The 26,464-nt window shown below is 67.2% G+C and carries 26 protein-coding genes, 1 tRNA gene and 1 riboswitch; of the genes, 15 read left to right on the top strand and 12 right to left on the bottom strand.

The features are described 5' to 3' along the window. Positions 1 to 15: 15 nt before the first annotated feature. The 5 genes from WKR98_RS25350 (at position 16) to WKR98_RS25330 (ending at position 4,895) form a co-directional block, all read left to right on the top strand. Positions 16 to 693, top strand: a complete 678-nt coding sequence (locus WKR98_RS25350; RefSeq protein ID WP_124688838.1) for a DNA-3-methyladenine glycosylase family protein — start codon at positions 16 to 18, stop codon at positions 691 to 693. A gap of 190 nt (positions 694 to 883) precedes the next feature. Further along, entirely contained in the window at positions 884 to 1,852 is a 969-nt protein-coding gene (locus WKR98_RS25345) for an acetyl-CoA carboxylase carboxyltransferase subunit alpha (RefSeq protein WP_124688839.1), read from the top strand. Next, the gene (gene tilS, locus WKR98_RS25340; protein WP_341434999.1) at positions 1,821 to 3,257 is read left to right on the top strand and encodes a tRNA lysidine(34) synthetase TilS; all 1,437 of its coding nucleotides are present in this window, start codon (positions 1,821 to 1,823) and stop codon (positions 3,255 to 3,257) included. Before WKR98_RS25345 ends, tilS begins: the two co-directional genes overlap by 32 nt. Before the next feature lie 179 nt (positions 3,258 to 3,436). Beyond that, positions 3,437 to 4,696 carry an aspartate kinase gene (locus WKR98_RS25335; RefSeq protein ID WP_130359580.1) on the top strand — a complete coding sequence of 420 codons (1,260 nt, stop codon included), beginning with the start codon at positions 3,437 to 3,439 and terminating at the stop codon, positions 4,694 to 4,696. 107 nt (positions 4,697 to 4,803) lie between these two features. Further along, positions 4,804 to 4,895 (top strand) — tRNA-Ser (locus WKR98_RS25330). 26 nt (positions 4,896 to 4,921) lie between these two features. Here WKR98_RS25330 and WKR98_RS25325 read toward each other — a convergent pair. Then, positions 4,922 to 5,572 (bottom strand): isochorismatase family protein, encoded by a 651-nt coding sequence (locus tag WKR98_RS25325; protein WP_341434998.1) that lies wholly within the window; start codon positions 5,570 to 5,572, stop codon positions 4,922 to 4,924. Between the two features lie 29 nt (positions 5,573 to 5,601). Here WKR98_RS25325 and WKR98_RS25320 point away from each other — a divergent pair, with 29 nt between their 5' ends. Next, positions 5,602 to 6,498, top strand: a complete 897-nt coding sequence (locus WKR98_RS25320) for a LysR substrate-binding domain-containing protein (RefSeq protein WP_124688843.1) — start codon at positions 5,602 to 5,604, stop codon at positions 6,496 to 6,498. Positions 6,499 to 6,548: 50 nt separating this feature from the next. Here the strand turns inward: WKR98_RS25320 and WKR98_RS25315 are convergent, their stop codons facing one another. From WKR98_RS25315 to WKR98_RS25295, 5 genes are all read right to left on the bottom strand, one after another. After that, positions 6,549 to 7,301, bottom strand: a complete 753-nt coding sequence (locus WKR98_RS25315; protein WP_124688844.1) for a maleate cis-trans isomerase family protein — start codon at positions 7,299 to 7,301, stop codon at positions 6,549 to 6,551. Between the two features lie 137 nt (positions 7,302 to 7,438). After that, positions 7,439 to 7,858: a carboxymuconolactone decarboxylase family protein gene (locus tag WKR98_RS25310; RefSeq protein ID WP_124688845.1), complete on the bottom strand. Its 420-nt coding sequence runs from the start codon at positions 7,856 to 7,858 to the stop codon at positions 7,439 to 7,441. Positions 7,859 to 7,911: 53 nt separating this feature from the next. Beyond that, positions 7,912 to 8,883, bottom strand: a complete 972-nt coding sequence (locus WKR98_RS25305; protein ID WP_124688846.1) for a tripartite tricarboxylate transporter substrate-binding protein — start codon at positions 8,881 to 8,883, stop codon at positions 7,912 to 7,914. 28 nt (positions 8,884 to 8,911) lie between these two features. After that, the gene (locus WKR98_RS25300; protein WP_341434997.1) at positions 8,912 to 9,787 is read right to left on the bottom strand and encodes a polysaccharide deacetylase family protein; all 876 of its coding nucleotides are present in this window, start codon (positions 9,785 to 9,787) and stop codon (positions 8,912 to 8,914) included. Then, complete coding sequence (locus tag WKR98_RS25295; protein WP_341434996.1) at positions 9,784 to 10,659, bottom strand: fumarylacetoacetate hydrolase family protein; 876 nt, start codon at positions 10,657 to 10,659, stop codon at positions 9,784 to 9,786. Before WKR98_RS25295 ends, WKR98_RS25300 begins: the two co-directional genes overlap by 4 nt. 85 nt (positions 10,660 to 10,744) lie before the next feature. On the opposite strand from WKR98_RS25295, the gene WKR98_RS25290 reads away from it, so the two are divergent. Then, entirely contained in the window at positions 10,745 to 11,410 is a 666-nt protein-coding gene (locus WKR98_RS25290) for a GntR family transcriptional regulator (RefSeq protein WP_341434995.1), read from the top strand. 7 nt (positions 11,411 to 11,417) lie between these two features. On the opposite strand, the gene WKR98_RS25285 is transcribed toward WKR98_RS25290, so the two are convergent. The 3 genes from WKR98_RS25285 to ribB all read right to left on the bottom strand — a co-directional run bounded on the left by WKR98_RS25285 (position 11,418) and on the right by ribB (position 14,282). Beyond that, a complete protein-coding gene (locus WKR98_RS25285; protein WP_341434994.1) occupies positions 11,418 to 12,566 on the bottom strand; it encodes an alpha/beta hydrolase family protein in 1,149 nt (382 codons plus the stop codon). 130 nt (positions 12,567 to 12,696) lie between these two features. After that, the gene (locus WKR98_RS25280; RefSeq protein ID WP_341434993.1) at positions 12,697 to 13,599 is read right to left on the bottom strand and encodes a LysR family transcriptional regulator; all 903 of its coding nucleotides are present in this window, start codon (positions 13,597 to 13,599) and stop codon (positions 12,697 to 12,699) included. Positions 13,600 to 13,616: 17 nt separating this feature from the next. Then, the gene (gene ribB, locus WKR98_RS25275; protein ID WP_341434992.1) at positions 13,617 to 14,282 is read right to left on the bottom strand and encodes a 3,4-dihydroxy-2-butanone-4-phosphate synthase; all 666 of its coding nucleotides are present in this window, start codon (positions 14,280 to 14,282) and stop codon (positions 13,617 to 13,619) included. Positions 14,283 to 14,389: 107 nt separating this feature from the next. After that, positions 14,390 to 14,540, bottom strand: a riboswitch (FMN riboswitch). A 109-nt stretch (positions 14,541 to 14,649) separates the two neighbouring features. Between ribB and WKR98_RS25270 the strand changes: the two genes are divergently transcribed. Then, positions 14,650 to 15,888, top strand: coding sequence for an MFS transporter (locus WKR98_RS25270; RefSeq protein ID WP_124688852.1), 1,239 nt, complete (start codon positions 14,650 to 14,652; stop codon positions 15,886 to 15,888). A 68-nt stretch (positions 15,889 to 15,956) separates the two neighbouring features. Here WKR98_RS25270 and WKR98_RS25265 read toward each other — a convergent pair whose 3' ends face one another. From WKR98_RS25265 to WKR98_RS25255, 3 genes are all read right to left on the bottom strand, one after another. Next, positions 15,957 to 16,535: a MarR family winged helix-turn-helix transcriptional regulator gene (locus WKR98_RS25265; RefSeq protein WP_238160345.1), complete on the bottom strand. Its 579-nt coding sequence runs from the start codon at positions 16,533 to 16,535 to the stop codon at positions 15,957 to 15,959. A gap of 32 nt (positions 16,536 to 16,567) precedes the next feature. Beyond that, on the bottom strand, positions 16,568 to 18,904 hold the full coding sequence (locus WKR98_RS25260; RefSeq protein WP_445936161.1) for a beta strand repeat-containing protein: 2,337 nt from the start codon (positions 18,902 to 18,904) through the stop codon (positions 16,568 to 16,570). A gap of 278 nt (positions 18,905 to 19,182) precedes the next feature. Then, positions 19,183 to 20,706, bottom strand: a complete 1,524-nt coding sequence (locus WKR98_RS25255) for a ShlB/FhaC/HecB family hemolysin secretion/activation protein (RefSeq protein WP_341434990.1) — start codon at positions 20,704 to 20,706, stop codon at positions 19,183 to 19,185. A 522-nt stretch (positions 20,707 to 21,228) separates the two neighbouring features. On the opposite strand from WKR98_RS25255, the gene WKR98_RS25250 reads away from it, so the two are divergent. From WKR98_RS25250 to WKR98_RS25220, 7 genes are all read left to right on the top strand, one after another. Further along, positions 21,229 to 22,026 carry an MHYT domain-containing protein gene (locus WKR98_RS25250; protein WP_341434989.1) on the top strand — a complete coding sequence of 266 codons (798 nt, stop codon included), beginning with the start codon at positions 21,229 to 21,231 and terminating at the stop codon, positions 22,024 to 22,026. A 136-nt stretch (positions 22,027 to 22,162) separates the two neighbouring features. Beyond that, positions 22,163 to 22,342: a Flp family type IVb pilin gene (locus WKR98_RS25245; RefSeq protein WP_124688858.1), complete on the top strand. Its 180-nt coding sequence runs from the start codon at positions 22,163 to 22,165 to the stop codon at positions 22,340 to 22,342. Between the two features lie 51 nt (positions 22,343 to 22,393). Then, positions 22,394 to 22,939 (top strand): A24 family peptidase, encoded by a 546-nt coding sequence (locus WKR98_RS25240; RefSeq protein ID WP_124688859.1) that lies wholly within the window; start codon positions 22,394 to 22,396, stop codon positions 22,937 to 22,939. Positions 22,940 to 22,958: 19 nt separating this feature from the next. After that, a complete protein-coding gene (locus WKR98_RS25235) occupies positions 22,959 to 23,591 on the top strand; it encodes a TadE family protein (RefSeq protein WP_124688860.1) in 633 nt (210 codons plus the stop codon). Then, positions 23,588 to 24,118, top strand: coding sequence for a TadE/TadG family type IV pilus assembly protein (locus WKR98_RS25230; RefSeq protein WP_124688861.1), 531 nt, complete (start codon positions 23,588 to 23,590; stop codon positions 24,116 to 24,118). The genes WKR98_RS25235 and WKR98_RS25230 overlap by 4 nt, the downstream gene beginning before the upstream one ends. Before the next feature lie 48 nt (positions 24,119 to 24,166). After that, on the top strand, positions 24,167 to 25,129 hold the full coding sequence (gene cpaB / locus WKR98_RS25225; protein WP_124688862.1) for a Flp pilus assembly protein CpaB: 963 nt from the start codon (positions 24,167 to 24,169) through the stop codon (positions 25,127 to 25,129). Positions 25,130 to 25,143: 14 nt separating this feature from the next. Further along, positions 25,144 to 26,463 (top strand): type II and III secretion system protein family protein, encoded by a 1,320-nt coding sequence (locus WKR98_RS25220; RefSeq protein WP_124688863.1) that lies wholly within the window; start codon positions 25,144 to 25,146, stop codon positions 26,461 to 26,463. Position 26,464: the final 1 nt, after the last annotated feature.

Here is a 26,464-nt window from a genome sequence, read left to right as displayed (position 1 = left end):
CACCAGATGTTGAACATGAAGCTCCATGCCACGGCCGAGCCGGGCGGGTCCGTGCCCGCCGCCTCTTTCGCCGGCACCGACAAGCCCCCGTACTGGGACGCCGCGGTCGCGCACCTGCTCAAGCGCGACCGTATCCTGAAAAAACTGATCCCCCAGCATCCCGAGGTCCACCTGGCCACCCAGGGCGAGCCTTTCCTGACGCTGGCCCGCGCCATCATCGGCCAGCAGATCTCGACCAAGGCCGCCGATGCCGCCTGGGAGCGCTGCATGGCCGCCTGCGGCCGCCGCGTTACCCCCGGGGTGGTGGGCAAGCTGGGCCTGGCCGGCCTGCGCGAGGCCGGCCTGTCGCAGCGCAAGGCCGAATACCTGCTGGACCTGGCCGTGCATTTCCAGCAGCGCCTGGTGCATCCCGACCTGTGGACCGAGATGGACGACGAGGCGGTCATCGCCGAATTGACCGCGATTCGTGGCATCGGTCGCTGGACAGCGGATATGTTCCTGATCTTTAATCTGCGGCGGCCGGATATTCTGCCGCTGGACGACCCGGGGCTGCTGCGCGCCATTTCGCTGCACTATTTCAGCGGCGAACCCGTGTCGCGTTTCGAGGCCAGGGAAGTGGCCCAGGCCTGGAAGCCGTGGTGCACGGTGGCAACGTGGTATCTCTGGAAGAGCTTACCCCCCCCTACGCGCTGACGCGCGCAAGGAAGGCCCACCCCCTACGCCCTTCGGGCGCCCCCTCAAGGGGGCGGCGCTGGCGGACCGGCAAAGCCGGATCCGCGGCGCCCTGAGTCTGGGGCGGGGTGGGTGGGGGTTTTGGAGTGATTGAGTTGGTGATGAACGACGTTGGACGCCTGGGGCGTCCGCTGCCCCATGGGAGGGCCTGATGCGCAACGCATTTCTTGAATTCGAACAACCGCTGGCCGAGCTCGAGGGCAAGATCGAGGAACTGCGCTTCGTGCAGGCCGATTCCGCCGTCGACATCTCCGAGGAGATCAGCCGGCTGCAGCAGAAAAGCCAGGCGCTGGCCAAGGACATCTATTCCAAGCTGACGCCGTGGCAGACCGCCCTGGTGGCGCGTCATCCGCAGCGTCCCTATACGCTGGACTACGTGCGGGACATCTTCACCGATTTCCATGAACTGCACGGCGACCGCATGTTCGCCGACGACCGTTCCATCGTGGGCGGCATGGCGCGGTTCAACGGCATGCCCTGCATGATCATCGGCCACCAGAAGGGCCGGGACACGAAAGAGCGCGCGGCGCGCAACTTCGGCATGCCGCGGCCCGAGGGCTATCGCAAGGCCCTGCGGCTGATGCGCCTGGCCGAGAAATTCGGCCTGCCGGTCTTCACCTTCGTCGACACCCCGGGCGCCTATCCCGGCATCGACGCCGAAGCCCGCGGGCAGTCCGAGGCCATCGGCCACAACCTGTATGCGATGGCCGAGCTGCAGGTTCCCATCATCACCACCATCATCGGCGAAGGCGGCTCGGGCGGGGCGCTGGCCATCGCGGTGGCCGATTGCGTGCTGATGCTGCAATACGCCACCTACTCGGTCATCTCGCCCGAAGGCTGCGCGTCCATTCTGTGGCGCAGCCAGGAAAAGGCCTCCGAGGCCGCCGAGGTGCTGGGCATCACGGCGCATCGCCTGAAGGCCCTGGGCCTGATCGACAAGATCGTCAGCGAACCCGTCGGCGGCGCCCATCGCGACCCCAAGCACATGGCCCAGTTGCTGCGGCGCGCCCTGTCCGACGCGCTGCGCCAGTTCCAGGGCGTCAAGGCGGGCGATCTGGTCACCACGCGTCTCGAGCGGGTCATGGCCTATGGCCGCTTCAAGGAAACCGTCCAGTCCTGACGTCGGCGCGGACGTAGCGGCCCTGCACGCGTCCGAGCTGCTGGACCGGGCGCTGGATGCCATGCCCCCGGTGGCGGAGCGGTTCGCCGTCGCCTTGAGCGCCGGCCCGGACTCGGCAGCGCTGGCCGTGAAGGCCGCCGAGTGGGCCGCGCGGCGGGGCGTGGCAATGCGGCTGTTCCATGTCCACCACGGCCTGCATCCCGACGCGGATGCCTGGACCGGCCTGGCGGCCGATCTGGCGGGCCGCCTGGGCCTGCCGCTGGACGTGCGCCGGGTGCGAGTGGATCCCGCCGATCCCGCCGGCACCGAGGCCGCGGCGCGCGACGCCCGCTACCGTGCCCTGGCCGCCATGGCGGCCGAAACCGGCATCGACACCATCCTGCTTGCCCACCACCTGGACGACCAGGCCGAGACCGTGCTGCTGCGGCTGCTGCGGGGCGCGGGCACCGACGGCATGGGGGCGATGGCGGGTGAAACGCGCAAGGATGGGATTCGTTACCTTCGTCCCTGGCTCGCGGTGCCCAGAAGTCGGATACTTGCGTTCATGCACGCCTATTCGGCGCGCACCGGTTTCGAGGCTGTCCGGGATCCCAGCAACCTCGATGCCCGCTACGCCCGGGGCATCCTGCGCGCGGAAATCCTGCCCGCCATCGAGCGCCACTGGCCGGGGTACCGCGCGACCCTGGACCGCTACGCGCGCCGGTCCGCCGAGACGGCGGCCTTGCTGCGGGAGGTGGCGCAGTCCGACCTGGACGCGATCCAGGAGCCGCGCCCTCCCTACGGCAGCGCGCTGCGCCTGTCGGGGCTGAACCGGCTGGCGCCCGCGCGCAGGGCGATGGTGCTGCGGCTCTGGCTGGCCGGCCACGACATGGCCGCGCCGTCGGAGGCCCGCTTGCGGGAAATGGCCAGGCAATTGCAGGACGCGGCGCACGACAGGCAACTGTTGCTGCGCCATGGCGACAGGCAGGTGCGCCGTTATCGGGATCATGTCATCGTGGACAGCAGGGAGAATGCGCCGCCGGTGGTACAGGCGGCCGGCGTCGAATTCAAGTGGGCCGGCGAATCCGCCATCCGGCTCGAGGCCATGGGCGGCACGCTGGTGTTCGCCGTCGAGGCGTCGGGCATCGCCCCGGACTGGCTGCGCAACACGGCCTTGATCATGCGCTGGCGCCGGGGCCGCGAGCGGCTGAAGGTGACGGCCCAGAGCCCCAGCCGCAGCCTGAAGAACCTCTATCAGGAACGGGGTATCCCCACCTGGGAGCGCGAACGCCTGCCGCTGCTCTACCGTGGCGAAATCATGGCCTATGCCGCCGGGCTGGGCGCCGATGCGCGGCTGCCGCAGGCGTCGCCGGGCATACGCCTGGAATGGGTGCCCGACCACCCCGGCGCCACCGTGACGTCCTGACCGCCAAGGCCCGGCATTCCGGGGCCATCGGCCCGAATCCCGCCGTTTTGCGGAATTGCCGCAGCTGGGCTACCATTTATGGTTAGCCTTTTCTCTGGTGAAACAGGCTTTGCCGGCCATCTGGCCGGCCACCCCCCCAGGCAGTCCAGGCTCAAGCATGCGTTAAGCGACACAAGATAATGGCACTAATCGTTCACAAGTATGGCGGTACGTCGATGGGCTCGGTCGAGCGCATCAAGAACGTGGCACGGCGCGTGGCCAAATGGCACGCCGCCGGGCACCAGATCGTGGTGGTTCCCTCGGCCATGTCGGGCGAGACCAACCGGCTCATCGGCCTGGCCAAGGAAATCCAGGAACAGCCCGATCCGCGCGAACTCGACATGATCGCCTCCACGGGCGAGCAGGTCAGCGTGGGGCTCCTGGCCATGGCGTTGAAGGCGCAGGGCGTGGACGCCCGCAGCTATGCCGGCTGGCAGGTTCCGGTGCGCACCGATTCCGCCTATACCAAGGCCCGCATTTCCTCGATCGACGATACCCGCGTCCGCGCCGACCTCGATGCCGGCCGCGTGGTCATCGTCACCGGGTTCCAGGGCGTGGACGACGCCGGCAACATCACCACCCTGGGCCGGGGCGGCTCGGACACGTCGGCCGTGGCCGTCGCGGCCGCGCTCAAGGCCGCGGAATGCCTGATCTACACCGATGTCGACGGCGTCTACACGACCGATCCGCGCGTCGTGCCCGAAGCCCGGCGCCTGAACGTCGTTTCCTTCGAGGAAATGCTGGAGATGGCCTCGCTGGGCTCCAAGGTCCTGCAGATCCGCTCGGTCGAGTTCGCCGGCAAGTACCGCGTGCCTACCCGCGTGCTGTCGTCGCTGACCGATCCGATGATTTCGCTCGACGAAGAAATGAAGTCGGGCACCCTGATTACTTTTGAGGAAGACGAGAAAATGGAAGCCGCCGTTGTATCCGGCATCGCATTCAGCCGGGACGAAGCCAAGATCACGGTCGTGGCCGTGCCGGACAAGCCCGGCATCGCCTTCTCCATCCTGGGCCCGATCGCCGATGCCAACATCGACGTCGACATGATCGTCCAGAACCAGTCCGTTGCCGGCACCACCGACTTCTCCTTCACCGTCAACCGCGGCGAGTTCAAGAAGGCGCTGGACGTCCTGAACGGCAAGGTCGTCCAGGCCATCGGCGCGCGCGAAGTCGTGTCCGACGACAAGGTCTGCAAGGTCTCCATCGTCGGTATCGGCATGCGTTCGCACGCCGGCATCGCCAGCCTGATGTTCCGGACCCTGTCGGAAGAGGGCATCAACATCCAGATGATCAGCACCAGCGAGATCAAGACCTCGGTGGTCATTGAGGACAAGTACATGGAACTGGCCGTGCGTGCGTTGCACAAGGCGTTCGGCCTGGACCAGGGCGCCGCGCAGTAGTCTGATCGCGCCGCCGCGGGGCACCCGGTGCCAGGGGAAAACTGCAAATTTTTCGGCCGCCGGCGGCTGGATCCCCCCTCGGACCGTGGTACACTGCCGGCTCTTTCGGAAGCGTGCCCGAGTGGCCGAAGGGGCTCCCCTGCTAAGGGAGTATGCGGCTAAAACTGCATCGTGGGTTCGAATCCCACCGCTTCCGCCAGATTTGCCGAAAAACCCCTTGAGAAATCAAGGGGTTTTTTGTTTGGTACCGGGGTTTCTCAACGGTTCCAGCATCTGGCGCATCCACGCCAGCGGGACCACTTCCGCGTACTTGCTCTGCATGTCGATCAGGTTGCTTGCGTGCTGCGCGGCGGAGCGGTCGGCCACGCACTCCTGCACCACGAAAGGCGGGAATGCGTTCTGCATGGCATCGACCACGCTGGCGCGCACGCAACCGCTGGTGGTGGCCCCGGCAACGATAAGGGCGTCGCATTGGCGGGCCGCAAGCAGCGCGGACAGCGGCGTGCCGAAGAAGGCGGAAGCCTGGGTCTTGCGCAGTACGAGATCGGTCGCGGGGTCGTAGTGCAGGCGTGGATCGATCTCGCAGGTGGGCGTACCCTGGATGAGCGTGTCGAGCGAGGTGCATTTCCTGCCCCATGCGCCCATGTCGCTCAGGTTGCGCTGGTAGCCGAGCAGCGTGAAGATGACCGTGCCCACGCCGCGCATGGCATCGATCAGGTCGTTGGTGGCAAGCACGGCCGCGCTACAGTCGGATGCCAGGGGGCTGAGCGCCGGCTCGGTGAAGCCGCGCTGGAAATCGATGATCAGCAGCGCGGGGCGGCGGCCGAATGACAGGGTGCCGTTGAAACCGCTGCGGATGTTGTCCTGGTCTAGCATGGAATGCCTTGTTGAGGGCGATATCGTTTATGGAACTGCGCAACCTTCGCTACTTCGTGGCCCTGGCCGAGGAACTGAGCTTTACCAAGGCCGCGCGGCGGCTGCACATCTCGCAGCCGCCGCTCAGCGTCCAGATCGCGCAGCTGGAAGAAGAGATCGGCGTTCCGCTCTTTACGCGTACCAGCCGCAGTGTGCAGCTCACCCCCGCGGGCGAGGTGTTCCTGAACGATACGCGATCGATCCTGGATCGCCTGAGCGTCGCATGCGACCGCGCGCGTTCCGTGGGCAGCGGCCTGGCGGGCCGCATCGACATCGGTTTGTCCGGCTCGCAGTTCCAGGGGCCGCTGCCCAGCCTGATCGCCAGGTACATGCAGTCGAATGCAGGCGTGTCGATCGTGCTGCATGAGTCTCGGCCCGCCGATCAACTGGACGAGCTGCGCCGGGGCGGCATCGATTTGAGCATCTCGCGTACGCCGGTCAACGATTCGGTGCTGCGCAGCCAGCTGCTGTTCAATGATCCCATCGTCGTGGCGCTGCCCGCGGGACATCGCCTTGCGGAAGAGGAACGCCTCAAGCTGTCGGACCTGTCGGCCGAGCCGTTCATCATGCTGCGCACGGAGTCGTCGGCCTTTGCCCGGCTGCTGTTCGACAGCTGCATCCAGGCGGGTTTCGCGCCCAGGGTCGTGCAATGGGTGCTGGAAGTGCCCGCCATCATGAGTCTCGTGGCGGCAGGCATAGGCGTGGGGTTCGTACCGCGCTCGGTTGCCTGCGCCCGCGACGATTGCGTGTACCGCACGCTCGAAGGCGGCATGCCGCGCTCGGGTGTGTACGTCGTACAGCGCTGCAATGAGACCAACCGCGTGGCGGAGGCGTTCGTGCGCATGCTGGAGGAGAGCGATCTGAGCCGGTGGCAGGACGGCAACTAGGACGTCCGCCGCGGGCCGGCATCAGGTTGCCTGGCATTTCGAATGCAGCGTCAGTACTTGCCGGACAGCAGCGAGCCGAAGCCGGGCACTCGGGTCTTGAGGCCGAGCGACTTGAGCATCATGTAGGCGGTGGACACCGCGGCCGAAACCACGGGCATGCCCACGCGGTCCTCTATGCCCTGGATGGAGGCAAGCGAAGGCATCTGCACGCAGGCCGACGCCACGACGGCATCCGCGCCGGCCGTGTTCAGGCGCTTGGTGATCTCCAGGGGCGCCAGCGGATCGCGGCGGCCCACGTCCAGGTTGTCGGGAATCTCCAGCGAGATGCTGTCGACCACTTCTATGCCCTCGTGCGCCAGGTAGTCGATCACGAGCTGCGTCAGGGGCTTCATGTAGGGCGTCAGGATCGCCACGCGCTTGGCGCCGATGGCGTGCAGGCCGCCCACGAGAGCGCCCGCGCTGGTGACGATGGGGGCGGGGCCGCCGGCCTCGACCGTGCGCTCATGCAGGCGCTTTTCGGAGACGCGGTGATAGCCCAGGCCCATGCTCATGATGGCGACCAGGCAGGCATAGCCCATGACGTCGACCCGGGCGTCGGCCAATTCCATGGCGCAGCGGTCGGAGTCGCGATCCATGGCCGCCAGTTCTTCCTTGGTCACCTTCTGCATGCGCATGCGGCTCGAGTGGAAGGTGAACCGCTCGGGCTCGTGGTTCTGGCGAGCGGTCAGGATGGCGGGGATCTCGGTCTCCATCGTGGTGTTGGAGCTGGGGACGATCTGCCCGATGCGGTAGGTGGTGGTCATCTGCCTTACCTCGCTGGACGCCGCGTGTCCGCGGCGTTGGTTGGTCAATAGCGGCAGAAGATAGTCTCCGAACAAACAGTTGGGCAAATATGTTTTTTGTTTCGATCTATTCTTTTTAAGAATAGATAGATTTGCCTTCAGATCCCCATTTCCGCGAACACCTCCAGCATCACCCGCTGGCTGTCCAGTGCCGCGGGCACGCCGCAGTAGATGGCGGCCTGCAGGAAGACCTCGTTGATCTCTTCCTTGGTCAGGCCGTTGTTGATCGCGCCGCGCACGTGCAGCCGCAACTCGTGCGGACGGTTCAGCGCCGTGATCATGGCCAGGTTCAGGAAGCTGCGGGTGCGGCGGTCCAGCCCCGGGCGATTCCAGACGTCGCCCCAGCAATGCTGCGTGACCAGTTGCTGCAGTTCCATGCGTAGCGGGTCCTCGGCGGCCTTGGCCAGCGAGGCGTCCACGTGTTCGCGGCCCAGCACCTCGCGGCGGGTGGCCAGGCCCCGCTCGAACAGGGATTCGTTGTAGCTGCCGCCAAGCGCGGTGCGGTCGGGTTGGGTCATGCTCGTCTCCTGGATCGGTACTGGGCGAGCATAACCCTTCCATCGGCCGCCGGTCAGTTCACCTGGGCACCGGTTTCCTTCACGACCTTGGCCCATTTGGCGAGTTCGTCGTGCAGGTATTGCCTGGCTTGCGGCAACGTGCCGCCCAGCGGCTCGAATCCCGTGGCGGCCAGCTTGGCCTGGAAGTCGGGGTCGCGCTGGATGCGCGCGACTTCGTCGTTCAGGCGCTGGAGCACCGCATCGGGCGTCTTGCCCGGCGCGAACACGCCTACCCAGGTGACATCGGCGAAACCGGGAAAGCCCGATTCCGCCACGGTGGGCACCTCGGGCAGCGCCGCCGAGCGCTTGCCGCCCGTCACGACCAGGCCGCGCACCTTGCCGGCCTTGACCAGTTCCACCGCCGCCGGCAGGGCCACGCTGGCGAGCTGGGTCTGTCCGGCCGCGGCCGCGGTCAGGGCGGGGCCGGCGCCCTGGTACGGGATGTGGGTGACGGGGGTGCGGGCCAGCACCTTGAACAGGTATTCGGCGGTCAGGTGCGGCGTGGTGCCGGCGCCGGCCGTGCCGTAGTTGTAGTCGCCGGACTTCGCCGCGGCGATGACCTCCTGCAGCGTCCTGGCCTTCAGGTTGGGCGCGGTCACGATCAGGTTGGGGCTCGAGGCCACCAGCGCCGCCAGCGTCAGGTCCTTCTCGGCGTCGAAGCCGAGATTGCGCTGCATGGCAGGATTGACGGCATAGGAACTGGTGTTGATCAGCAGGGTGTAGCCGTCGGGATCGGCGCGCGCCACGGCGGCCGAAGCCACGGAGCCGCCGGCGCCCGGGCGGTTCTCCACCACGATGCTCTGGCCCAGGGCTTCGCCCAGGCGATGCCCCAGCAAACGCGCGATGATGTCGGCCGGGCCGGCGGGCGCGAATGCGACGACGAAGCGAATGGGCTTGGCGGGCCATGCCGCCTCCGCCTGCGCCAGGGCGGGCCATGCCAGGCCGCAGGCGGCCAGTGCGGCCGCGGCGGTGCGTAGGGATGTCATGTTGTCTCCTCCGTGCGCGAAGCGCTGTTCAGATCGTGTCGAGGACGTGGCGGGCCATCTCCTGCCGCGTGCCGACCCAGACGTCGCCGGCCTTGGCCACGCGGCCCATGATCTCGTCGTAGACCCAGGCACCCGAGGGGCGGCCCATGACGTGCGTATGGGCGGTGACGTCCAGCATCAAGGGCGCGGTCTCGCGTTCGCGGAAGGCGGCAAAGCAGTCCTCGAAGGTCTCCAGCATGTGCCGCGGTCCCTGGCCGTAGCGGATGCAGGTGGGCAGGTCGTTGACGTCCATGGTGAGCGGGATGGCGACGATGCGGTGCTGACCGAAGTCCATGACGTAGGGCCGGTCGTCGTCGTTCATGTCGCCGTGGTGCAGATAGCCGGCCTCGGCCAGCAGCCGCGAACTGATCAGGCTGCCCGTGCCGCGCGGGCTGATCCAGCCGGTGGGCGCGGTGCCCGAGGTGCCGGCCAGCAGGTCGTGGTTGCGGCGCAGGTTCGCGCGTTCGGCGGCCTCGTCCAGGTAGACCGGGATCACGTCCATGCCCCACGAGTGGTTGACGATCTCGTGGCCGAGTTCGGCGATGCGACGCACCGTGGCGGGGTCGCGTTCGCAGATGACGCCGTTGACCATCACGCTGGTCTTCACGCCGTGCTTCTCGGCGATGCCGATCAGGCGGTGAATGCCGCGGTTGACGCCGAACGAGGCCCACGAGTGGGCGTTGGTGTCGAAGTAGCCCGGCTTGAGCACGTTGCCCATGGGGCCGATGCCCGGCGCCTGGCCGTCCGACCAGGCCTCGAACGCGATGTTGAAGATCACGGCGATGCGCTTGCCGCCCGGCCAGCGGAAATCGTCGGGCAGGCGGGTGATGCGCGGGGTGTCCGGGTGTGTTGCGGTGTCGCTCATGCGTCGTCCTTCACGGTGTTGGCCAGGATGCCCAGGCCTTCGATCTCGATCTCGATGCGGTCGCCGGGCTGCATCCATACCGGCGGCTTGCGCGCATAGCCCACGCCGGCGGGCGTGCCCATCGCGATGACGTCGCCGGGTTCCAGCGTCAGCGCCTCGGTCAGGAGGCACAGCGTTTCGGCCACGGGAAACAGCATGTTGGAGGTGTTGTCGCTCTGCATGACGCGGCCGTTCAGGCGCGACTCGATCTTCAGGCCCGAGGCGCCGGGAGGCACCGCGTCGGCCGGGACCAGCCACGGTCCGAAGGCGCCGGTGCCATCGAAGTTCTTGCCTATGGTCCATTGCGCGGTGCGGCGCTGGTAGTCGCGCAGGGTCGCGTCGTTGAAGCACGCGTAGCCCGCCACCGCCGACAGGGCGTCCTCCGGCGTGAGATGCCGCGCCCGCTTGCCGATCACCACCGCCAGCTCGGCCTCGAAGTCCAGCTTGTCCGAGACCCGGGGGCGCAGCAGCGGCGCGCCGTGGGCGATGAGCGAGGTGGCGCCGCGCATGAAGAAGCTCGGATACGAGGGCTTGGCGTTGCCGCCTTCGGCGGCATGGTCAGCGTAGTTCAGGCCCAGGCAGATGATCTTGCCGGGCTGGGGCACGGGGGGCAGCAGCCGGACCTCGGCCAACGGAACGCGCTTGGCGCCCGCCAGGGCGCGGTCGGCGGCTTCCCGCATGGCTTGCGGGCCTTGCGCGGCCAGCGCCGCCAGGGCTCCGGGCTTGAACGGATGGCCGGAATCGGCGATTTCGGCGACGCTGCCGTCCGCGACCACGCCGATGCGGACCGTGTCCTGGCCTGGGAGTGTGTAGGAAACGAAAGGATGAACCATTGTCGATAAAACTCCATATGGAGAAAAATATCGACAAAATTCTATCGAGCTAAAATAATGTCGGTAACCTGAGGAAAACCCCCGCATGCTAGATGCCGATATCGCTCCCAGCATGACCGTGCAGATCTACGAACGCCTGCGCGCCGATCTGCTAGACGGTCTGTGGCCCCCCGGGCAGAAGCTGCTGATGCATCGCCTGCGGCAGCACTACGCCATAGGCGCGAGCCCCCTGCGCGAGGCGCTCAGCCGCCTCGTCGCCGAAGGGCTGGCCGTCCATAACGACCAGCGCGGGTTCGCGGCCGCGGCGGTGTCGGCGGACGAACTGGAGGACATCCTGCGCAACCGCGTGGCGCTGGAGTCGCTGGCGCTGGAGCAAGGGCTGGCCCGGCGCGGTCCGCAATGGGAAGAAGAGTTGCTGATCGCCTTCCACCGCCTGTCGCGCACGCCGCGCTCGGTCGACGAGGACAGCTATGAAGAGAACCCGGTGTGGGAGCGGCAACATCGCGCGTTCCACTTCGCGTTGTTGTCCGCGTGCGGGTCGCCGACCCTGATGGGGTTCTGCGAACAGCTCTACGACCGCGCCTACCGCTATCGGCAACTGGCGGCGCGCAAGGCCTACAAGCGGCGCAACGAACTGGACGAGCACCGGGCCATCTTCGAGGCCGTGATGGCGGGGGACCTGGATGCGGCCAAGGCGCTGCTGGCCCGGCATTACGAGCGGACGGCCGCGTTGTCGGGCCAGCAGGGGTAGGGCGGCCCTAGCGGCAGGCCTGGCCTTCGGCGCGGCCCTCGCGGGCCGCCTGCGCGAAGGCCAGGGCATCGTCCATGGCCGCAGGCAGGACGGTGCCGTGCGTGGCGCCGGCATATTCCCGGTACGCGACGGGCGCCTTGGCGTTCTGGCAGAGCGAGGCGATCATGGCCCGGGTGGTCGGCGGCGTGACCGAGGTTTCGTCCTTTTCCCCCTGCATGACCAGGACGGGTACCCGCATCGCGAGCCGGGAGGGATCCTGCGCGTTCACGAAAGCCGCGACCTTGTCGTATTCCCGGCCGCGCGACAAGTACTGGCCGGGCCGCAGCTGAGGCTGCTCGCGCAGCGCGCCCAGACAGGCCTGGCGGGCCGCGTCGACCTGCGGCCGGAAGTCCGGCCGCACCAGCTGGTCCAGCGAAATGGACGGGTCCACGGCATGGGCGGCCAGGACCGTCAGCGACACGAAGGGCTGGGCGGCCACGTGGACGAAGCCGCCGTCGGCCGCGCCATCCATGAATGTCATGACGCCCGGACCGGTGGGGGCGAAGGCCAGCGCGCCGCGCAGGCGATAGGGAGGACGGGGTTCGCGGCTGGCTACCCACAACGCGGCGCCGCCGCCTTCGCTGTGGCCGGCCACCAGCCAGTCGTCGGCCAGTTTTTCGCCCAGCCCATGGGCCGCCGCGACGATGTCGACGACGGCGTTGGCGTTGCTGGGACCGTGCAGCAGCGGCCGCTCGCCGTTGGCGCCCCAGCCTTCGTAGTCGGTGCGCAGCACGGCGTAGCCCCGCCGTACCAGTTCCGCCAGCAACCCGGTTGCGGATCCCGGGCCCATCAGCGAGGGCGAGCATTGCGGCGCGAAGCCGGTGGTGCCGTGGGCCCAACTGACGACCGGATAGCCGCCGGGGGGCGGTGGCGCATCCGGTAGCGTGACCTGGCCGTAGACGACGGTGGGCTGGTTCGTGAACGAGGTCGAAACATAGCTGATCAGCAGCGTGCGGCCGGCGCCGGGAATGCGGCCGAGGGTATGGGGCTTGGCCGTGAGCAACTGGCCGGGCCGCAGCGCGGGTGGGGCCGCCTGCGCGGATGTGGCGCCGGCGGCCAGCAGGGTCAGGGCGGCGGCGCCCGCCAGGATCAGTTCATGGATGCGCTTGGGTAGCAAGGTCGGGTCTCCTGTGTCGTATGGGCGCGGCAGCCCGGCGGGGCGCCGCGACGTCCCGCACTGTTCCATGCGGACGTACACGGGGGAAGCGACATTTGTCGAACGGGTGGCAACCGTGGGTTGCCGCGCCTTACCAGTCGAGCCCGCGTATGGCGTCGAGCACCGCCTGCCTGAACTGCTCGGTGGCCGGCGGCAGGCAGATGCCGGTACGCGTGACGGTGCCCGCGGCGATGGCCGGCAGCGGATCGGCAAGCGGCAGCTCGGCCAGGTGCCCGGCGAACAGGGCGTGCCGCACGAAGGGCCGGGGCATGAGCGCGATCATCTCCGCGTCCATCAGCAGCCGCAGCGTCAGGAACGCCGACTGCGACGACATGACCTGCGCGGGCGGGGGCGCGCCTGTCCGGACGAAGACCTGATCGAACTCGGCCCTTTTCACCAGTTGCCCGGGATAGATCCAGGCATGGCCCGACAGGTCCGCGAGCGTGGTGGAGGACGAGGCCGGATGTCCCCGCCGGGCCACCGCGACCAGCGAACCGCGTCCAGCGATGTCGTGTCCGCAGCCGGCGGGAAGGTCGGGCAATTCGTGGTGGACGACGAGGAAGTCGAGCACGCCCGACTCCAGCAAGGCCGGCGTGCGGTCCATGCTGAGTTCGATGACTTCGATCTCGATCCCGGGTTGTTTCTCGCGGAATCGCGTGATCGCGGGCGGCAGCGCGAAGAACGCCATCGACGCCGACGCGCCCACCGTTATCCGTCCATGCCGTCCGCCCCGCAACTGCGCGAGTTCGTCGCCCGCGCGGCGCAAGTCGGCCAGTATGGTCTGCGCACGGGCCGCGGCGACCTGGCCGTAGCGGGTCAGTTCGATGCCGCGGGAACTGCGCACCAGCAAGGGCACGCCCAGCTCCGCTTCCAGTTCGCGTATGGTCTTGGTCAGCGCCGAATGGGACAGCGCCAGGTGTTCCGCGGCCGCCCGCAGGCTGCGATGCAGCGCGCAGGCGACCAGCGCGCGCATCTGACCAGTCTTCATCAGCATGGTGGCGGCGTGCCCTTTCAGGCGGCCAAGGCTTCCTCGGCCGGCTGGTCGGCGCGCGAGCGCCAGGCCACGATGTCCTCGATCGTCAGCAGCGGCCAGCCATGTTCGTGGCCATAGGCCAGCGCCGCGTCGCCGCGCATCATGCTGCCGTCCTCGTGCATCAGCTCGCACAGCAGCGCGGCGGGGGCGAGGCCGGCCAGCGCCGCCAGGTCCACCGATCCCTCGGTATGGCCGCGGCGGCCCAGCACGCCGCGCGGATCGGCGCGCAGCGGGAACATGTGGCCGGGGCTGACCAGGGCCGCGGGGTCGCCGGTCAGCGCGGCGCGCACCGTGGTGATCCGGTCCGCCGCGGACACGCCCGTGCTGACGCCGTCGCGGGCCTCGATGGTGACCGTGAAGGCGGTGCCGTTGCGGCTGCGGTTGCGCGAGGTCATCTGCGGCAGCCCGAGCGCTTCCACGCTTTCGGGCGTCAGGCACAGGCAGACGATGCCGCTGCAATCGCGGATCATGCGCGCCATGATGGGTTCGGTGATGGATTCGGCGGCGATGATGAGGTCCGCTTCGTTCTCGCGGTCCTCGTCGTCCAGCAGCACGACTGGCTGGCCGAGTTTCAGCGCGGCCAGGGCCGCGAGCAGCCGTTGTTCGGCGGTGGTGGCTTCGAAGTACTGTTGCAGGGACTGCATGAAAACGCTCCATAGGACACAGGAAGCGTTCAGGGCATGGCGCTCGAGCGCCTTAGGAGGCGCGCCGCCCATGGCTGCGCGAACGCAGGCCGGTACGCGGCACGTGTTCCCGTCTTCTTTCATCCGGACTATGACCGTCGGCTCCGGCATGGGACCGGATCTGCTGACCTTGCCGGGAGGCCGGCAAGCGCTCGCGGGCTCGGTGTCCGAAGACACCCTACCGCCGGTGGGGATTTCCACCCCGCCCTGAAGACGCACCACCCAGACAGGCGGCAGGGCTATCGTAGCAGAAGTGCCGCCCGGCCTCGGGGAACGCCCTCACGGCGCCTCGGGTATTCTTGTCGTTCGAGCAGACCAGTCTTTGTCCATGTCCAACGATAACGATACGCGGCCGCCCCAGATCGGCGGACGGCAGTCCCTGTTGATCTTTGCCTGTTTCGCCGCCGCCTATTTCTTTTCCTACGGCCTGCGCTCGGTCAATGCCGCGCTGGCGCCCTTCATCACGCAGGACTTGTCGCTCAGCAAGTCGCAGCTCGGCTGGCTGTCCTCGGCGTTCTTCGTTTCCCTGGCAGCCATGCAGGCGCCGCTGGGCGTCTGGCTGGACCGGTACGGCGCGCGGCGGGTCGAGGCCTGTCTGCTCGCGGTCGCCGCCCTGGGGTCCTTCGTCATGGTCTGGGCCGGCAGCTTCGCGGTCACGTCGGCGGGACGGATCCTGATCGGCGCCGGCGTGGCGGCCAGCCTGATGGCGCCGTTCTCGTATTTCCGGCGCTGCTATCCGGTGGAGCGGCAGGCGCAGCTGGGACTGTGGCTGCTGGTGGCCGGCACGGGCGGCGCGGTGTTCTTCACGTCGCCCGCGGCCGCGCTGGCCGGCCATTTCGGCTGGCGCAGCGTCCATCTCTTGTCGGGGCTGTCGCTGGCGGTGGTCGCGGTCCTGCTATGGCGCGTCGTGCCCGATCACGACGTCAGCGTGCTGGGAACGGGGCGCTCGGGCGCGGCGCAGGTCTCGCTGTGGGGACTGCTCGGGCATCCCGAGATCCTGCGCGTGATGCCGCTGTCGGCCATCGGGCAGGGCGGCATCATCGCCTTGCAGACGCTATGGGCCGGACCCTGGATGACGGATGTCCTGGGCATGAGTCCCTCCGGCAGCGCCTCGATGCTGCTGGTCATGATGCTGGTGATGACGCTGGGCTATGTGGTCATGGGCTTCGCGAGCCCGCCGCTGCAACGGCGCTTCGGCCTGTTGAACGTCGCGCTGGCGGGCTACCTGTGCTGCTTCGCCGTGATCCTCCTGCTGGCCTTCGTCGGCGGACCGCTGGCATGGCTGTTGTGGCTGGTGATGGCGGCGGGCGTGGCACCCATCATGCTGATGCAGCCCTATCTGTCCACGCAGTTTCCCCGCGAGGCGGCGGGGCGGCTCGTGACGCTCTACAACATGTTCGTGTTCGTCGGCGCCTTCGTGATCCAGTGGGGCATAGGCGTGGTCGTCGACGGATTGACGCAGGCCGGGTTGGGCCGAGGCGCGGCGTTCGCGGTGGCATTCGCGGGCCTGGGGGTGTTGCAGATGGCGTCGCTGGGATGGTTCGTCCGCGGGCGCAGGGCGGACTGACCTGCCCGGCAAAAAAAGCCCGCTTTGCGCGGGCTGATGGAGATATCGGTCAGGATGAGGATGGGAGCCTAGCTTCGCCTCTTGTCGTCCGCGGGATGGCGGCGTCCTTCCAGATGCGGAGCGTTGCCGCCTTCTCCCAGCATGCCCAGGGCCTCGGTCTTGAGCGCATGCACGCATTGCGCCAGAAAACCGTGGACCGCGGACAACTGGTCCCGTTCGTAGCGGGCACCGATGTGCGCGACGTCTTCGGCCACGGCCCGCATGTGGCGTTCGATCTCCGAGCATTTCTCGCGCACCGGCCGAATGACGACGATGCGCCGGTCCAGCGGATGCTTGTCGCGGACCACGAAGCCGGTGGCTTCCAGTCTGTCGATCACCGCCGTCGTCCCGCCCGAGCTGATGCCTGCCAGGCAGGCCAGCTGGCCGGTCGTGATGGGCTCGAACTCGATGACGAGTTCGAGCGCCTTCACGTCGACCATGCCCAGCCCCAGTCGTTCGGCCAATGCTGTCTGGTATAGCGAGGTGTAGACCGTCAAGCGGCGGCCCAGCATCGTGACGATGCTGTTGAGCATCTCCTGGCTGTCGCTGTCCGTCTCTTCGGGTTCCCGGGGTATCGATCCGTGGACCGAATGGCTCGAGGAACTCATTACGTTCTCCCAGTGAAGCATGGCCTCTCCTTTCAATGCTTGCCCAACCCGCCCAGCAATCCGCCCAATAGCCCGGTGACCGGGTTCAGCAGGCCGCCGTTGCCTTCGCCACCTCCCGTGCCGCCGCCCAGGCCGGTGCCCTGGCCGACACCAGCCGTCAGGCTGTTCACGGCGCCGGTCAGGTTGGTCAGCACGTTGCCGACCGGGTTGGTGTTCTCGGGCGTGGCATGCACCAGGCCGCCCACGCTGGAGACCGTCTGGCCCAGGCCGTTCACCAGACCGCCCAGGCCCGTGCCGACGGCGGGAACGTTGCCGCCCAGGTTGGTGCCGACGCCGCTCAGGCTGCCGCCCAGCGAGGTCAGGAGGCCGTTGACCGGTTCGCCCAGGCCGGTGGCCGCGCCCACCGTCTGCGTCGTGCCGGACACCAGGCCCGCAACCGGGGAGACGACCGGATCGAGAGCCGTGCCGACGTTGCCCAGGGTTTCCTTGGCGTTGAGCGGCAGGAGGTTGTCGACCGCATTGCCCGTGTTGGCCAGCGAGGGATGGAGGATGGGCTGGGCGTCGCTGCCGATGCCGCCCAGCAGGCCGCTGGTGATCGGGGCGAGGAGGCCGTTGCTGCCGCCCAGCAGGCCTTCGAGGTTGCCGGACAGGATGGGTTGCAGGAGGCCGCCTTCACCGCCCGTGCCGCCGCCGGTCAGGCCGCCGAGCAGGCCGGTGACCGGGGCCAGCACGCCGCCTTCGCCGCCGGTGGCGCCGTTCAGCAGGTTGGTGACCGGAGCCAGGATGCCGCCTTCGCCGCCAGTGGCGCCGTTCAGCAGGTTGGTGACCGGAGCCAGGATGCCGCCTTCGCCACCCGTGACGCCGCCGAGCAGGCCGGTGACCGGGGCCAGCACGCCGCCTTCGCCGCCGGTGGCGCCGTTCAGCAGGTTGGTGACCGGAGCCAGCACGCCGCCTTCGCCGCCCGTGACGCCGCCGAGCAGGCCGGTAACGGGGGCCAGCACGCCGCCTTCGCCGCCAGTGGCGCCGTTCAGCAGATTGGTGACCGGGGCCAGGACGCCGCCGTCACCACCCGTGACACCACCGAGCAGGCCGGTGACCGGGGACAGCAGGCCGCCGTTGGCGCCAGCGGCCGAGGGCGACGCGGCGCTGCCTGCCTTGTCGACCAGTCCGCCTTCGACGCTCAGGCCGAGCCCGGCCGTCAGGCTGTCCACCGAACCGGTCAGGTTGGTCAACACGTTGCCGACCGGATTCTTGTTGGCATCGGACGCATGCAGTACGCCGCCCGCGCTGGCGACCGTCGCGCCCAGCCCGGAGACCAGGCCGCTGACGCCGGTGCCGGCAACGGGAAGCTTGCCGCCCAGGCTGTCGCCCAGGTTGGAGACGGCGCCGCCCACCGAGACGAGGAGATCGTTCACCGGCGCGCCCAGGCCGGTCTTGTCGCCCACCTGCTGGGTGAGCTGTGTGGCCGTGCCCACGATGGGGCTGACCGCCGGATCCAGGCCCGCGCCCACCTGGCCCAGCGTCTGGCCGAGCTTGAGGTCGACGAGATTGTCCACGGCGTTGCCCGTGTTGGCCAGCGCCGGCTGCAGCACGGGGTTCTGGACCGTGCCACCTTCGCCCAAGCCGTTCAGCAGTTGCGAGACGGGGCTCAACAGGCCATCGTCAGAGGCCAGCGTGCCGGTCAGGGTGGAGACCGTGCCGCTCAGGTTGCTGAGCACGTTGCCCAGCGGATTGGGATTGTCTTCGGACGCGTTCAACAGGCCGCCGGCGCTGGCGACGGTATCGCCCAGGCCCGCGACCACGCCGCCAAGCCCCAGCTTGACGGGCAGGCCGGTGTCGTCCAGCGATTGGCCGAGATCCTTCACCGAGCCGCCGACCGAGGTCAGCAGGTTGTCCACGGGAGCACCCAGGCCGGTGGCGGCGCCTACTTGCTGCGTGAGGCCCGTTACCGTGCCGCCCACGGGAGCGACCACGCCGTCGAGCTTGGTGCCGACGTTGTGCAGCGTGCCGGCCAGTCCGGTGTCCACCACGTTGTCGACCGCCTGGCCGACGTTGCCCAGCGTGGGAGCCAGGACGCCGGTAACGGGGGTGCCGCCGGGGTCGCCCGGATTGCCGGGATCGCCCGGGTTGCCAGGATTACCCGGATCTCCCGGGTTGCCCGGATCCCCCGGGTTGCCGGGATTGTTCGGATTATTGGGGTTGTTCGGATCACCCGGATTGTTGGGGTTGCTGGGATTGGTGGGGTCGGAGCCTCCTCCCAACCCGGAGGTGATCGCACCGGATCCGGAGCAACCGGCCAATGTCGAGAATGCGAGTACCAAGGCGGCTACCAGGACGCGAGGACCCGGTTTCGTTTGTTCTTTGTGCATGGTTGTTCCCCTTATCGCTGAAGCGGCGACACTGCCTGCTGCGCCTATCGAGCAAAAGCTGTGCCAATGTGCAACCGGAAGAGCGGCGGGACGTGTGGCGACCACCTCGGAACACCTGGAAAACCTTGCAAACAGGGGATAAATCGAAAACTCAGGGAATTCGTGCGCCTGAGACGATGCGCCCAAATTCCCTGGGAAACGGAACAAAAAGAGGGGGGATGAGGGGGGTCGTTACGTAGCAGGGAACCCCCCGTTACGTAACGAAGACCGCGTGCGAGTCAGTCGAACCGCAGCGAGTAGTTGGCGTTCAGGCGCAGTGGCCGGCCGTTGCTGTTGACCGGCTTGTCGCCGACGGGTTTGGCCAGGTTCAGGTCGAAGGCGTAGCGGCGCTGGTCGGTCACGCGCAGGCCCAGGGCCAGCGAGGTCAGCGTGTCCGTGGCCAGTGTGAAGTTCTTGTTGTTCAGGCTGACGCGGGCGTAGTCGGCCAGCACGTAGGGCGTGATGCTTTGCAGGTAGGGCAGGCCCACGCTGAAGCGCCGGTTCAGTTCGATCGACGCGCCGTAGCCCTTGTCCCCGCCCAACTCGCCGGCGGGATAGCCGCGCCCGAAGCGCTGGCCGCCGAACGTGACCTGCTCGGACGTGGGCAGGGAATCGGAGCTGTACTGGCCCAGCGCGGCCAGCGCCAGTCCGAACTGATGGGGCAGCGCGAAGTTCTGGTTGGCCATCAGCGTATAGCGCGCGAAGCCCAGGTCGTAGCTGCTGTTCGCGCTCTGCTCCGCGCCCAGTCCGTCCACGCCCTTGTAGACCGCGGCGGTGATGCGCCGCGATTGCCTGTCGGTGGCCTGAGCGTAGGTCAGCTCGCCGCGCAGCACGCGCAGGTGGTTGCTGAGCGTGACCTGATTGCCGGTGATGCGGCTGCTGTACGTGTCGTTGTTGCGCGAGGCGTAGAAGCCTGCGGTGCCCGTCAGCGATTCCCGGTTGGCCAGCAGGAAGGGATAGCTTACGCTGAGCCCGGCCCGCTGGTTGCGGACCCGGCGGTCGATGTTCTGCGCGTTCAGGCTGTCGTTCTCGGGATTGGCGGCGTAACTGTAGGCCTCCGCGCGCACTGTCATGCCGTCGCTGCCTACCGGCACGGCGACGTTGGCCGCGTAGTACTCCAGGTGATCGCTGCCGCGCGGCACCGCCGTGGTGACCTGGATCTGTTCGGCCAGCGGCGTCAGGCTGTTGGCCGTCGCGGTCAGCATGGCATGGACGCCGGTGCCCAGGTTGCCGATGCCGGTGTCCAGGCGGAAGGCCTTGTAGTCCACGTTCACGACCAATTCCGTGGAGCCGTCGGCGCGCTTGGGCAGTGCGAGCTCGGGCTTGATCGTGGCGCCGGCCACCGTGGTCATCAGGTTCAGGTAGCGCTCCAGCGTGGCCCGGGTCAGCGGCCGTTCGGCCTCGATGCGCGCGGCATAGTCGCGGATCTTGGCTGCGGCGTTGCCGGCATCGCCTTCGATCCGCGTGTTGCCCACATAGCCTTCGACCACGGTCACCTTGACCAGCCCGTCGCGAAAGTCTTGCGACTGGATCAAGGCAAAGGACAGCGCATAGCCGGCATCGCGATAGAGCTGGGTGATGGCATCGGTGCGCTGGATCAGCTCCGCAACGGTGATTTCCTTGCCCGCCAGCGGCTCCAGCAGGTCGATCACCTTCTGGAAGTCGAGCGCCGTGACGCCGGAGACGTCGAACTGCTTCGGCACCAGCCTATGCGCCAGCAGGGCCTGGATCGCTTCGTTCTGCGCCGGTACCGGGACGGACACGGAAGGGGCCGGAGCCGGGGCCGGCACGGAGACCGGAGGCAGGGATTCCGCAGGGTTTCCCCGGAGCGGGCTGTCCGCCGCCGGTGCCGCTAAAGGAGATAGGGCTCCCGCGATCAACACGGCCAGTTTAAGCGTGCGGAATTCGGGTTTTCCCGATGAAAACGAGGTCATTGGGGAATATGGCGCAAATATGCGTAAACGATCTTCATCGCGCGCAGTGTGCCATATGAATACCGGCTCAGGGGTGCGATCGCAATGGTAGGACGGTGTTTTTCATAGTGGGACGTTTGTAGGACGTTACCGGCAGATACTAAAACTCTTTTAATCGAACGGCTTTCGATCGGAATAAATAATCGCAAGTTTGCGATTATCTGGCGATTAACAAAGATGCGGGGAAAGATTCGCGATTTCCTGGCGCTTGCCTTCATCCGATTAATACGGATTCTTGGGAAAACAGATATTGACAAGCTCGGAACGATGCCTGTAGGGTGTACGTAACCGAGCGTTACAAAAAGAGAATCTATGCAGCCTGGAGATATTCTCCCTCTACGTTTTGACGCTAGCTTGGTCGCGCTGTCCTTTGTGATTTCCGCATTGGGCGCGTATGTGGCGTTATTGGCCGCCAGCCGTATCCGGACGCTGGATAGTGGCGTGCACGTGGGGTATGTCATCGTGGCGGGTATCGCGCTCGGTGGCGTGGGTATATGGAGCATGCATTTCATCGGCATGCTCGCCCAGCTCATTCCGCTGGGCGTGGCCTACGGGCTCTGGCTCAATCTGCTCAGCCTGTTCGTTGCCGTGGCATTCGCCGGCGCCGCGCTCTGGTACGTGGGCAGCGCCCGGTTCTCCCTCGACCGCTGCCTGACGGCGGGCGTGCTGGCGGGGTTCGGCGTGGCCGGCATGCACTATATCGGCATGGGCTCCATGCGCATGGATGCCTTCTTCGACTGGAACATCGCCCTGGTGCTGCTCTCGGTGGCGATCGCCATGGCCGCCGCCACCGCGGCCATCTGGCTGGCGTTCAACCTGACCAGCGAGCTGCAGCGCGTCATCGCCGCCGTGGTCATGGCGCTGGCCGTTTGCGGCATGCATTACACCGGCGTGGCCGCCGGCACCATCATCTGTTCGACCCCGCGCACCTTCTCCGGGTGGCAACTGGACGGCAGCGTGCTGCCTTATGCGGTGTTCCTGATTTCAGCCGTGACGCTGGTCGTCATGCGCATCGAATTGCACCGCAGTTCCGAGGAAGTACGGACCAACGCCGCACAGCGGGTCGACCACGTCATTTACTCGCGCCAACGCCCGGAAAATCGCAAATGACCGCCTGTAGAGATATTCGTTTTTCTGGCATTTTCTTTGGGGAGGTGTCATCGAAAATATAGGAATGCAGTCGTGAATGAATCGGCTGATAATGCCGAGGTAAATGTTTCCTTTTTTTTCAGAGATGGAGATTAGAATGAACCAAGTGATGAAATTCCTGAAAGAAGACGACGGCGCCACCGCTATCGAATATGGCCTGATCGCGGGCCTGATCGCCGTCGTGATCATCGGCGTTCTGACCCAGCTCGGTACCGGGCTCCAGGAAATGTTTGGAAAAGTGGTCGCGAAGCTGCCGACCACTCCCGCTGAAGAGTGATATCGAAAAACTGAGAAATCGCCCGGGTCGATCCGGCCCGGGCGAGTGATCATGGTTAATAGCAGCCAAACTCTCGCGTTTCTTGTTTTTTGTACCTGGGTAATCGGCAGTGACCTGCTTTTCCGCCGGGTATTCAACTGGCTGGTCCTGGCGGGACTGCTGGCCAAACTGGGTTGCCTGCTTCTGGGCGCAACCGCGCCGGCCGGATTCACCGGCCAGTGGGCGAATGCCGGCGTGGGCGTGCTGCTGGCGCTGGTTTTTCTCGTGCCGCTCTATGTGTTCAAGGCCATGGGGGCGGGGGACGTGAAGTTTTTTGCGGTACTGGGTTTCTGGCTGGAGCCGACGCCTTTGCTCGTTGCCTGGCTGCTGGGCAGCGGAATGGCCGGCATCCATGCCCTGGTTTCGGTGGTTCACCGGAATCACCCGGTGGGTAACTGGGCGGTTCTGCAGTGGGCCGGTGTGCAGGAAAGGATATGCGGTCCTGCTGCGGTGCAGCGGATGGCGTCCTGGGTGTCGGGTGTGCGGGCGGGTCGCGCCGGCATCCCCTATGCGGCATATCTCGCCCTGGGCGCGATATGGGCCGTGCATGCGACATAGATGGACGGAACGCGAGGCAATGGTGAAACGCGCTGACATACGCACCGGGGCGAAGGATGGACGGCTGGGCGCCGCCTCGCAGCAGGGCGCCTATGCGACCGAGTTCGCCTTGATCTTCCCTATTTTTTTCCTGGTCTTCTACGGCGTACTGAGCTTCGGCCTGATCTTCACGACCCAGCAGTCGCTGACGCTGGCGGTCGAGGAGGGCGCGCGTGCCAGCTTGCGGTATTACATGCCTGCCGCGGCGGGCACGGGTTTCATGGCGCAGATGCAGGGGCGTCTCGAGCATGGCTGCGAAGTGGCCAAGTTGCGCGCGGCATGGCTGGGTGAGATCGGCGGTGGGGCCATCACGCCGACGTGCACCGCCTCGATCAATGGACCGTGCCTGAAGGCGGACGGCACGCTGGATACGGCGTCGTCGTGCACGACGACGCTGGGCGCGGCGGGCGCGGGGACTTCGGTCGCTTGCGGCTATCGACAGGAAGAGATGTGCTTCGCGACGCTGAACGTCAGCTATGCCTATAGCGCGAATCCGCTCGTGCCTGCGCTGCCCGGCACCTTCCTCGTCGTTCCCAACGTGCTGAGCGCGACGGCCAGGGTGGCACTGGACCCCGGCGCGCTGCAATTGGGTGCGACCGGAGGCGGGGCATGAGCGCCGCGCTGCTCGAGGCCGTCCGTCCGGGCCGTGCGCAGCGGGGTGTCGCCGCGCTGGAGTTCTCGCTGGTCTGCGTGCTGTTCCTGGTCATTTTGTTCGGAATCATCAGCTACGGCTGCATCTTCGTCGCCCAGCAGTCGCTGTCGCGCGCGGCCGAGGAAGGTGCCCGCGTGGCCCTGCAGTCGAGGCTGGCGGGATTGCCGGAAGGGGCATCGCTGCAGGCCGAGGCGTGCGGAGCCGTGGCGCAGTCGGTCGACTGGCTGACCCGGCGCCGGGCCACGATGGGCCAGGCACCCGTGTCCTGCGAGCTCAGGGCATCCCAGGCGTGCACCTATGCCGCGGGCCTGCGCTGCGCTTCGCTGGTCGTGACCTATATCGATTACCGCAAATATCCGCTGATACCGGAGCTGCTGCCGCTGGGCAATTGGCTGCAGTCCCTGTTCGGCGAGAACACGGCCTGGATTCCACAGGACTTGTCGGCCGTGTCGACCGTGCAGTTGGGAAGGAATACGTCGGGCTCGTGACAGGGGTCGGCGCGTGAAGATTTTTTCGAGTATCGAGGCGACAAGCAGATGAACAACGTAACCAAGATCGTCGCGGCCATGCTGGTGTTGCTGGCGGTGCTGCTGGGGGGCTATGCCTTCGTGCTGGCGACCAAGCCGGCTCCGGCCGCCAAGCCGGCGGTCGCTCCCACGCCGTTGTCCGAGAAGCGGATTCCGGTGGTCGTGGCGGACAAGCTGCTTCCCGGTGGCGTGCCCATCGACACGGGCGCGCTCAAGGTCGTTGAGCTGCCCATCGATCCGGCGGGCGCCTATCGGGCGACCAGCGACCTGTCGGGCAAGATTCCCAAGTTCGATATCGGCCCCGGCACGCCCGTGACCGACAGCATCCTGGTCAAGGGCCTGACGCTGTTGCTGAACGATGGTGAACGGGCGGTGGCGGTGCCGGTCGACGAGGTCGTCGGCACGGGCAACCGTGTCGCGCCGGGGGATTTCGTGGACGTGTTCTTCACGCTGAGGCAGGGGCAGAACGTGACCCGGACGCAAGCCAGGCTGCTGCTGTCGCGCCTGCGAGTGCTGACCTATGGCAGCGCGTCGGCCGCGGGCGATGCGCCGTCGGACGACGGCGCGACCGTCGTGCGGGCGAACAACCCGCCGCCACCGGCCCGCACCGCGGTGCTGGCGGTACCCACCGCCGACGTGAATCGCCTGCTGCTGGCCACGCAGAACGGCAAGCTGCAGCTCGTGCTGCGCAATCCCACCGACGCCACCGCGCCCGATGCGAGCCTGTTCCCCGAGCCGCCTCCGGTACTGGCGGGCAAGAACGGCCTGACCAAGGAGCAGCGCGAGGCGCTCGAACTGGCCGACAACCAGGCCTATGCCGGCCTGGAGCTGACCGGCCTGTCGGGGGGCGCGGTGAAGCGGCCGGCGCCGGTGGTGCAGGCCCGCCCGCGGCAATCCGCTCCCGCACCCAAGGTCGAGAGCAATACGGTGGAAGTGGTGCGCGGCACCAAGCGTGAAGTCGTCGGGTTTTAACGGGTAGAACTTCAATGAAAATCAGCAATCAGGCTTTCGTGCGGCGCCTGGCGCCCCTGGCCATGGCACTGACGCTGTCCTTCGCCGTGCCGGCCGGCGCGGCCGACGAGGGCGGTCCGCGCCAGATATCGGTGGCGGTGCGCGATCAATACCAACTCAGCATTCCCGGCAACCTGGAGCGCGTGTCGGTGGTCGATCCCGAAGTGGCCGACGTCGTGATCCAGAAGGGCAGCGGCGGCCGCAAGGGTGGGGTGCTGGTGGTGGGCAAGAAGCCCGGCACCACCATGGTGTCGGTCTGGCAGCGCGGCGCCGCGGCGCCCCAGGCCTATCTCGTGCGCGTGACGGGCGATCTGGCCACGCTGCTGGGAGAAGGGGACGGTGCCAAGGCCCAGGTCTATGGAGACGCGGCCGTGCTGAGCGGGCAGTCGCCGTCGGTCCTGTCGCACCATCGTGCCGCGGCTGCAGCCGGCGATGCGGTGGGGGCCGCCAACGTGTTCGATGCCGCCACTATCGAGACCGGCGGCGTGGTCCAGGTGGAAGTGAAGGTCGTGGAGTTCAGCAAGCAGGTGCTGAAGGAGGCCGGCTTCAATTTCTCCGCCTCCAACCGGCGCGGCAGCTTCAGCTTCGGCCTGGCCAGCGACCTGGCCCCCAGCGGCAAGGCCTTCGACCTGACCCTGGGGCTGAACCGCGGCAATTTCCTGCTCAACACCAATCTGCGCCTGCTGGAAACCAACGGCCTGGCGCGCGTGCTGGCCGAGCCTACGCTGGTTGCGTTGTCTGGCCAGAGCGCCAAGTTCCTGGCCGGTGGCGAATTGCCGGTGCCGCAGGCAGGCGGACTGGGGACGACCACGGTCATGTACAAGCCGTTCGGCATCGGACTGACGCTGACGCCCACGGTGTTGGCCAAGGATCGGATCGCACTCAAGGTCGCGCCCGAGGCCAGCGACCTGGATTGGACCAACGGCATCACGCTCAACAACATCCAGATCCCCGCCATCATTACCCGCCGCGCCGACACCACGGTCGAACTCGGCGACGGTGAAAGTTTCGTGATCGGTGGACTGGTGTCGCGTTCCACCACCTCGAACCTGGACAAGCTGCCGTTCCTAGGCGATCTGCCCATCATCGGCACTTTCTTCCGGAACATGAAGTATTCCCAGAAGGAAAAGGAACTGCTGATCGTCGTGACGCCGCATCTGGTCAAGCCTTTGGCCAAGGGCGTCAAGCCGCCCATGCCGGGCGCCAACGAGAAGCGTGACTCCGCGACCAATGCCTGGGGTCATTTCCTGCTGGGTGTCGCGAGCAATGATGAGTTGCCTGGTTTCTCGAAGTAGT

This window comes from Pigmentiphaga sp. YJ18, from assembly GCF_038066655.1.
In the GTDB taxonomy this organism is placed as follows: Bacteria; Pseudomonadota; Gammaproteobacteria; order Burkholderiales; family Burkholderiaceae_B; genus Pigmentiphaga.
Note: the sequence above shows the minus strand (reverse complement) of the source record. Positions and strands in the feature narration are given on the sequence as shown.